The organism is Synechococcus sp. MU1655 (assembly GCF_023630655.1).
GTDB lineage: Bacteria > Cyanobacteriota > Cyanobacteriia > PCC-6307 > Cyanobiaceae > Synechococcus_C.
Map to the genome: position 1 here is coordinate 1 of NZ_JAKUHK010000076.1, position 7610 is coordinate 7610.

A 7610-nucleotide genomic window follows, 5' to 3' on the forward strand; every position below is an offset into this window, starting at 1 on the left:
CCCGCGGCCAGGTGAAGGAAAACGCCCACGTGCTTGATGTAAACGTCGACTACGTCGGTCGCGATGGCGAAAAGGATATGCATGACCTGGTGAGCCGTTTGGTCACCAACGTCAACTTGCCATTGATGCTTGATTCCACCGAGTGGCAAAAGATGGAAGCCGGCCTCAAGGTGGCCGGTGGCAAATGCCTGCTGAATTCCACTAATTACGAGGACGGCGACGAACGCTTCTTCAAGGTATTGGAACTAGCTCGAGCCTATGGCGCGGGGGTGGTGATCGGCACCATCGATGAAGACGGCATGGCCAGGACAGCGGAGCGCAAATTCGCCATCGCCCAGCGCGCCTACAGGGATGCGGTCGAATTCGGGATCCCCGCTCACGAGATCTTCTACGACCCTCTGGCGCTGCCAATCTCAACGGGCATTGAGGAGGACCGCCGCAACGGCTGTGAAACCATCGAAGCCATCAGGCGAATCACCACGGAATTGCCCGGTGTCCATGTGGTGCTTGGCGTCAGCAACATCAGCTTCGGACTCTCGCCAGCGGCACGGATCAACCTCAATTCCGTCTTCTTGCATGACTGCTGTAAGGCGGGAATGGATGCGGCGATCGTCAGCCCCGCCAAGATCCTGCCGCTGATGAAGATCAGCGAGGAACATCAGCAGGTCTGCCGTGATCTGATCAATGACAAGCGTCGATTTGAGGGGGATGTCTGCACCTACGACCCGCTCACTGAACTCACCACGCTGTTCGAAGGTGTAAGCACTAAGGAAGCCCGGGCCTCAGGTCCCTCTCTGGCTGACCTTCCCGTTGAAGAGCGACTGAAGCAGCACATCATCGATGGCGAGCGCATCGGCCTAGAACCAGCCCTTGATGAGGGTCTGGCTCAGTACAGACCTTTGGAAATCGTGAACACATTCTTGCTCGATGGCATGAAGGTTGTGGGTGAACTCTTCGGTTCAGGCCAGATGCAACTGCCTTTTGTGCTGCAGAGCGCCGAAACCATGAAAAGTGCGGTGGCCTATCTCGAACCGCATATGGAAAAAACCGAGGGAAAAAGTTCAGCCAAGGCCAAATTCCTGATTGCAACAGTCAAGGGTGATGTTCACGACATTGGCAAGAATCTTGTGGACATTATTCTCACCAATAATGGCTACGAAGTAGTCAATCTAGGCATTAAACAATCGGTCGATGCAATCATCGAAGCTCAACAAACCCATGAAGCAGATTGCATCGCCATGAGTGGTCTTTTGGTGAAATCAACCGCTTTCATGAAAGACAACTTGCAGGCCTTCAATGAGGCTGGTATTTCCGTTCCAGTGATTCTCGGCGGTGCGGCACTCACACCTCGCTTTGTTCAGAAAGACTGCCGTGAGGTCTATGACGGCCAGGTGATTTATGGGCGTGATGCCTTCGCTGACCTGAGATTCATGGACGCTCTGGTGGAGGCCAAAAAAGGTGGTGAATGGGATAACAACAAGGGCTTCATGGGCGCCATTCCCGAAGGTCTGGGGCTCAATGGGGATGCCAACAGTCGTGAGACCGAAGAGGCTGATTCGAGTGCCAAGCAGGAAGAGGCCAAGCCCAAGGCTCCCGTCAGCCGCGAGCGCTCGGAGGCCGTGCCTGAGGAACCTGCTCTGGAGCCACCATTCTGGGGAACCAACGTACTTTCAGAGGAGGAGATCAATCTGGAGGAGGTCTTCAGTTATCTCGATCGCAATGCACTCTTCGCTGGCCAATGGCAGATCCGCAAAAGCAAGGATCAGAGCCGCGAGGAGTATGAACAACAGCTCAAGGAGAAGGCCGAGCCCGTATTGCAGGAATGGTTGCAACGCTCCCGCTCTGAGCAGTTGCTGACGCCACGGGTGGCCTATGGCTACTTTCCCTGCGGCAGGGATGGCAATGCCGTCGTCGTTTTCGATCCTGCAGATCCCAGCGTTGAGCTGGGCCGCTTCGAACTTCCCAGGCAGCGTTCGGGAAACAAATACTGCATCGGTGATTTCTATCGGGATCTCTCCCCCGAGGGCCGACCCACTGATGTTCTTCCCATGCAGGCCGTCACCATGGGAGAGAAGGCCAGTGCCTTTGCGAGGGAACTGTTCCAGGCTGATCGCTACAGCGATTATCTGTATTTTCACGGCCTGGGCGTCCAGATGGCCGAAGCTCTGGCGGAGTGGACCCACGCCCGGATCCGCCGTGAACTTGGCTTCAGCGCTGATGAACCGTCGGCCCTACGCGATGTATTGGCCCAGCGCTACCGCGGCAGCCGCTATTCCTTTGGCTATCCCGCCTGCCCGAATGTCGCTGATTCAAGGCCGCAGCTCGATTGGCTGAATGCAGAACGCATCGGCCTCTCCATGGACGACAGCGACCAGTTAGAGCCTGAGCAGAGCACAACCGCTTTGGTGGCACTCCACAGCCAAGCTCGATACTTCAGCGCCTGACATGCCAACCTGAGCCGCTGCAGAACAATTCCCATGGCAATAGCAGGACCTGGTGGTGTCGATGAAGCCATCGCAGCTGGCCTCGACCTGGATGGAACACCGATTCCAGGGCCGATGGTGAAGCTCTACAACGAGGTCATGGACCTGGAGAGCAAGCGGGCACGCAGTGGCGTCAAAAAATCAATGCGCAATCGGATCGTCAAGACCGGAGCCAAGCATTTCGATCAAGACACACTGAACAAACGACTGATCGATGCCGGCTGGGATGGGCTGAAAGCCAAGGAGATCGCTTTTTTCTTCAGTTGAGCGGCCACCTTTACCGAGCTCTGTTCAGGATTATTCCTGGCAGAGCTTTTCCATCGTGTCGATCACTTCCTGCTGAAAATCGTCGAGCGCACTGGACTCGCTCAAATCAAATCCCTCTCCCGCAGCGTTCTGCGCAAGATCCTGAAAGTGGAACGCTCCCTCACCATTGGCGAGGAACTCAATAGCGGACGATTCGCCACTTTCGCGGAACGCGTCGCAGAGGGCGAGAAACGCGGCGTCTTCAGTGAACTCCCAATCCATCGAGGAGGCATAACTGAACGACCTTTAACGCCTAACCCCCGGGATCCGTCAACCATCTCGTTTCAGAATGTGCCAGTCATTCGGCAGACTCCAGGCAGCCAAAGCAAGCGAATGCCGTCAAAGGAACAAGGGCAAAAGCCAGTTGGGAAAAGGGATCTGAATGTTTTGGGTGGCGAGCTTGAAGGCTGTAGTTGTGAACCGATGACAGGTTGGTTTCGAGATGGACATTGCCGCACCGATGCCAGCGATTCAGGACAACACAGCGTCTGCTGCGTGATGTCAGAACAATTTCTGAATTACAGCAAGGCCCAGGGGAATGACCTGAGCACTCCGATGCCCAACTTTGGCTTTCCTGGACTTCAACCAGGCGATCACTGGTGTGTCTGCGCCCCACGTTGGAAACAGGCCTACGACGACGGTATGGCTCCACCCGTGCGACTCGAAGCAACCGAATCCACAGCGCTGGAGGTGATCCCGTTAGAGGTCCTCAAGATGCACGCTCACCAGGGAATCTCCTGACCGTCCCAAGCCAGGAAACGACCGCTTTCGCCAGCTGTCTGACGCAACAAAACATCGAGCAATAGAGCGGCCGCTTTCTGAGGACTGAACAAGCGATCCGGCGGAACAAAACTCTGAAACGGTTTGGAAAGAGCCGTATCGGTGGTCCCTGGATGGAGCATCGTGACGGTGGCGAGTGGAAATCGCCGCGCCCACTCCACACTCAACGAACGCAAGAACATGTTCTGGGCAGCTTTGGATCCGCGATAGGAGTACCAGCCCCCACTGTGGTTGTCACCGATACTCCCCACCCGCGCACTGAGACTCGCAAAGTGAAAAGGACGATCACGCGTCAGGACAGGTTCAATGGCTTTGGCGAGTAGCAAAGGCCCCGCAGCATTGATGGCAAACGATTCCATCAAATGATCGGCACAAACCTGCTGCAGACGCTTCTCAGGGGTCAAGGAAGCTCCATGCAGTCGCCCTGTGGCATTGATGACCAATCGAAGGGGCTGGGGATCCTCCAGGAGCCTCTGAGACAACGCCTGCAAACTCTCTGCAGACTCAAGATCAACGAGCCAATCAGCGTCTGACCCCAAGGTTCGACCACAGAGCGTCACCTTCAGAGTGGGCTGACGACGTTGCAGTTCCTCCGCAAGTGCCGTACCAAGACCGCCACGGCCAACGATCAAGGCACGGCCAATCCAAGCAACTCTGTTGATTTCAGGCATGATCGAAAGCGTGGTCCGAGGGACAGTGAGACAGCTCACACCACTGTTGCTGGGAATGTCCGTAACCGCGGGACTGATCGGGGTGGTCACCTGGGGTGTCCAAGCGATTGGGCAGCTTGAACAACAACGCACCCAACAACACCTCCTCGAAACGCTGCTAGAGGAATCCGGCACCGATCATCAACCTGTTCACGCCTCTGCTGATGACTCCATCAACTCAGCCGATGCATCCAAATCGGTACTGCACGCAAGTCCTGGTGCTAAGCCGCTAGGAGCCCCAGGCAATCCAATTGTGCGCGTTGCTTTGTTAAGTCAGTCGCCACCCCGCTCTGTGGACTTATCAGGACAGGTCGAATGCAGATTGAGCAACGGTAAAGTCGTACAAAAAAGAACCCTAAATCAACTAATAGCCGGTCATCATTCGAATTTTGTGACCTGCCATTCAGGTCAAACTGGCACCATCGTCGTGAATGAACGCTCGTATCCGGAGACGGTTTATTTCCTTAACAGAGGTCATGGTTGGACTGTGATTAACCAGCTGCCTATGGAGCGATACGTTGCCTCTGTTGTTGGCGCGGAGATGCCTAGTCACTGGAATCCTGAAGCATTAAAGGCACAAGCAGTAGCCGCACGCTCCTACGCCCTAGTGCATCTTGTGCGTCCTGCAGATTCTGATTTCAATCTTGGTGATACGACACGTTGGCAAGCCTATGGAGGCCTGAAGAGTCAAAGCGTGGCCACAACCGACGCCACTAAAGCCACACAAGGTCTTGTACTTAGTTTTAAAGGAGGACTGGTGGAATCTTTATATGCATCGACAAGTGAAATCGCTGCTGAAGCGCATAGCCATTTAGGCGCAAGCATGAGTCAGCACGGTGCCCAAAACTTAGCAATGGAGGGTCTCAAATTCAATGAAATCCTTGGTCGATATTACGTGGGTGCATCCCTCGCGAGGCTCAAAACAGATGAGAAGTAAAACCTACTGGACTCGAGCGCTCGAGCAAAGCGAGAGGGCATTGATGTCTGGTGCTCTAGTTCCACTGAGCACCTCATTAGAACATCTTTTTAGGAGTCCAGAATCACATTTCGAGTTGAGAACTCTTGAAAGTCGCTTACCCAAACATTTAAAAATAGACGGGCCCAAACCCAATCCATTTCAACCATGGGATCCGTCGCTGGAAGTGGCAACTCTGAATCCAGGTCACGCCGTCATCCTGAATAAATATCCTGTCCAACGCGGACACATGCTCCTGATTACTAAAGATTGGGCCGCCCAGGATGGTTGGCTCACTCTGGCTGACTGGAGAGCTTTAGTGTGCGTTGACCAAGACACATCTGGGCTGTGGTTCTTCAACAGTGGTCCGATTGCGGGAGCGAGTCAGCCCCATCGACATCTTCAACTTCTCCCACGCAGCAAAGACGAGACAAGTTGTCCTAGAGACCTCTGGTTTCTAAACCGATTGATATCGAAAGGAACGTACGAATCCTCTAGCGATCCCTTATTGAACGGCTGTTCCGTTATCTCACGATTCCATCACAGCAACGATGTTGATGAACAGGCACAAGATCTTCAGGACAGCTATTTATCACTCTCTAAACAGCTAGGCATAGGCCATCCCTCTCAGGATCATCGTCCAAGATCGTTTTACAACCTGTTGTTAACACCGCAATGGATGGCGATGGTGAGGCGTCGCCAAGAAGGCGCAGCTGGTTTCAGTATCAATGCCCTTGGATTTGCTGGATATCTCTTGGCCACTGCAAACTCAGATCTGAACTGGCTGAAGACCCATGGACCCGAGGCTTTATTGCGAGAAGTGATTCTCGAAATCCGTGGAAACACGGTTGTGAAGAGAACCCCTTAGATGTCTGTCTGAGGAGGGACATCCGGCCGACACCGACCCTTCCTTCGACAACAGCCATGAACAAAACCCACGCGATCAGAAATCAACGAATCGAGCGACATCTGAAACTTGTTGATCCCATTGCTGGCCATTACGCCAGGCGATCGGGACTCGATCGAGAAGATCTCAAACAGGTGGGGAGGCTTGGGTTGCTACGTGCCGCGGAGGGTTATCAGCAAAGCCAGGAGAAACCTTTTGAGGTGTATGCAAGGCCCCATATCAGAGGGGCAATCCTTCATTACCTCAGAGACAGTGTGGGACTAGTCAAACTCCCCCGCCGCCTCCAAGAACAAGCGCAGCATACGATTAAAAACAACTCTGCAGAGCCACAACAAAGACAGGAGATGTCTGCTGAGCTGGAACTGAACGTGCATGCCTATCGTTGCCGACAGTCATGGGAACCTCTAGACGAAGGCAGGGTTGCAGATGACGACCCTGTATGGCAACCGCTGCTGATGCAGGAGCGGGCCAAACGGATCTGGACGGCAATCAACGGATTAGGTCCCTCAGAGAAAAGGGCGCTCATTGAAGTGGTGCTGGAGGGTGCCAGCCTTCGTGGAGCCGGAACAAAGCAGGGTGTGAGCGCAATGACCATGCAACGCAGACTGAAGCGCGCCCTAGCCCAGTTGCGCCAAGACCTTGGTGATCAGGATTCGTCGTCGCTGTGGTCCCGCTGAATTTGCCCTTCAAGTGTGGACATCGCTGCTGTTACAGCAGCAAGTTGGCGTTCAAGGCCATCACGCCAAAAACGGAGCATCTCCATCTTGCGTTGCTGGTGATGACTGCGCCAATGACTGGACTCACATGAGGACTGACAGAAAAAGGGAGGCAGCATGAGTAAACACATGATCTTCCATAATCCTGGCGAATTGTTCCAGAAATCGGGACTGCCAACACACACTTGGCGCTTCTGAACCAGACGATTAGGTTTGGAGCTTGCGGAGAGCTCAGGCCTCAGCGCCCCTACAACCAGTCTCGCGTGTCTCACCGATTATCAAAACTGGTCCTAGGCAGCGTCGCAATTGCGACGCTCAATTTAGGTGTCATGGAGTGTGCGCACGCCTATGTGCCACTGATGGCTGGTCAAAGGGCTCGAGCTCTTAATGGCACCTTTAATAACGTTCCAGTCCTTCATTCCAATCAACCCGAAATTGTTAAAGGACCTGGAATCCTCGTCACCACAGCGCCAGGATCTGCGATTGCCGCCGAAAACAATCAACCAATCAAGAATCCTGAATTTACTTTTAATGGCGAATTCGGCTTGCATATGCACCATAAATATTATCCACAAGACAGCAGTAAATTAGGTGGACGTCGCGCAAGAGGTTTATTAACGGTTGCTGCAATCGCTATCAACCCAGGCAATAATCCAGTCACACTTAGATTTAAAAGAGGGTCTGTAAAAAACAGTTTTGAGGCTCCTTATCACCCCAACCGTCTGATGGGGGTAAAGCCACTCGGCCGCCGTC

At 53.8% G+C, this 7610-nt stretch carries 9 protein-coding genes; 7 read left to right on the forward strand and 2 right to left on the reverse strand.

Translation table 11 applies throughout. The annotated features are described in order from the left end of the window. Together NCN04_RS05250 and NCN04_RS05255 are read left to right on the forward strand one after the other, a co-directional pair. Nucleotides 1-2444, forward strand: a 2444-nt coding sequence (locus NCN04_RS05250; RefSeq protein WP_250395392.1) for a methionine synthase, incomplete at its 5' end; no start/stop codon positions are given. 33 nt (nucleotides 2445-2477) lie between these two features. Next, nucleotides 2478-2750: a small RNA NsiR4-regulated ssr1528 family protein gene (locus tag NCN04_RS05255; protein WP_048346463.1), complete on the forward strand. Its 273-nt coding sequence runs from the start codon at nucleotides 2478-2480 to the stop codon at nucleotides 2748-2750. 30 nt (nucleotides 2751-2780) lie between these two features. On the opposite strand, the gene NCN04_RS05260 is transcribed toward NCN04_RS05255, so the two are convergent. Then, on the reverse strand, nucleotides 2781-3011 hold the full coding sequence (locus NCN04_RS05260; protein ID WP_048346462.1) for a DUF8667 family protein: 231 nt from the start codon (nucleotides 3009-3011) through the stop codon (nucleotides 2781-2783). 111 nt (nucleotides 3012-3122) lie between these two features. On the opposite strand from NCN04_RS05260, the gene NCN04_RS05265 reads away from it, so the two are divergent. Then, nucleotides 3123-3530, forward strand: a complete 408-nt coding sequence (locus NCN04_RS05265; protein WP_250395393.1) for a DUF2237 family protein — start codon at nucleotides 3123-3125, stop codon at nucleotides 3528-3530. Here the strand turns inward: NCN04_RS05265 and NCN04_RS05270 are convergent. After that, the gene (locus NCN04_RS05270; protein ID WP_250395394.1) at nucleotides 3512-4240 is read right to left on the reverse strand and encodes an SDR family NAD(P)-dependent oxidoreductase; all 729 of its coding nucleotides are present in this window, start codon (nucleotides 4238-4240) and stop codon (nucleotides 3512-3514) included. The two genes, NCN04_RS05265 and NCN04_RS05270, sit on opposite strands and share 19 nt — an antisense overlap. Here NCN04_RS05270 and NCN04_RS05275 point away from each other — a divergent pair. The 4 genes from NCN04_RS05275 to NCN04_RS05295 form a co-directional block, all read left to right on the forward strand. Beyond that, nucleotides 4239-5216, forward strand: coding sequence for a SpoIID/LytB domain-containing protein (locus NCN04_RS05275; RefSeq protein WP_250395395.1), 978 nt, complete (start codon nucleotides 4239-4241; stop codon nucleotides 5214-5216). The genes NCN04_RS05270 and NCN04_RS05275 overlap by 2 nt on opposite strands. 43 nt (nucleotides 5217-5259) lie before the next feature. Further along, complete coding sequence (locus NCN04_RS05280; RefSeq protein WP_350223236.1) at nucleotides 5260-6102, forward strand: ATP adenylyltransferase family protein; 843 nt, start codon at nucleotides 5260-5262, stop codon at nucleotides 6100-6102. Nucleotides 6103-6158: 56 nt separating this feature from the next. Beyond that, on the forward strand, nucleotides 6159-6818 hold the full coding sequence (locus tag NCN04_RS05285) for a sigma-70 family RNA polymerase sigma factor (protein ID WP_250395397.1): 660 nt from the start codon (nucleotides 6159-6161) through the stop codon (nucleotides 6816-6818). A 398-nt stretch (nucleotides 6819-7216) separates the two neighbouring features. Beyond that, nucleotides 7217-7610: DUF3370 family protein (locus tag NCN04_RS05295; protein ID WP_502988754.1), on the forward strand; the 394-nt coding region annotated here is incomplete at its 3' end.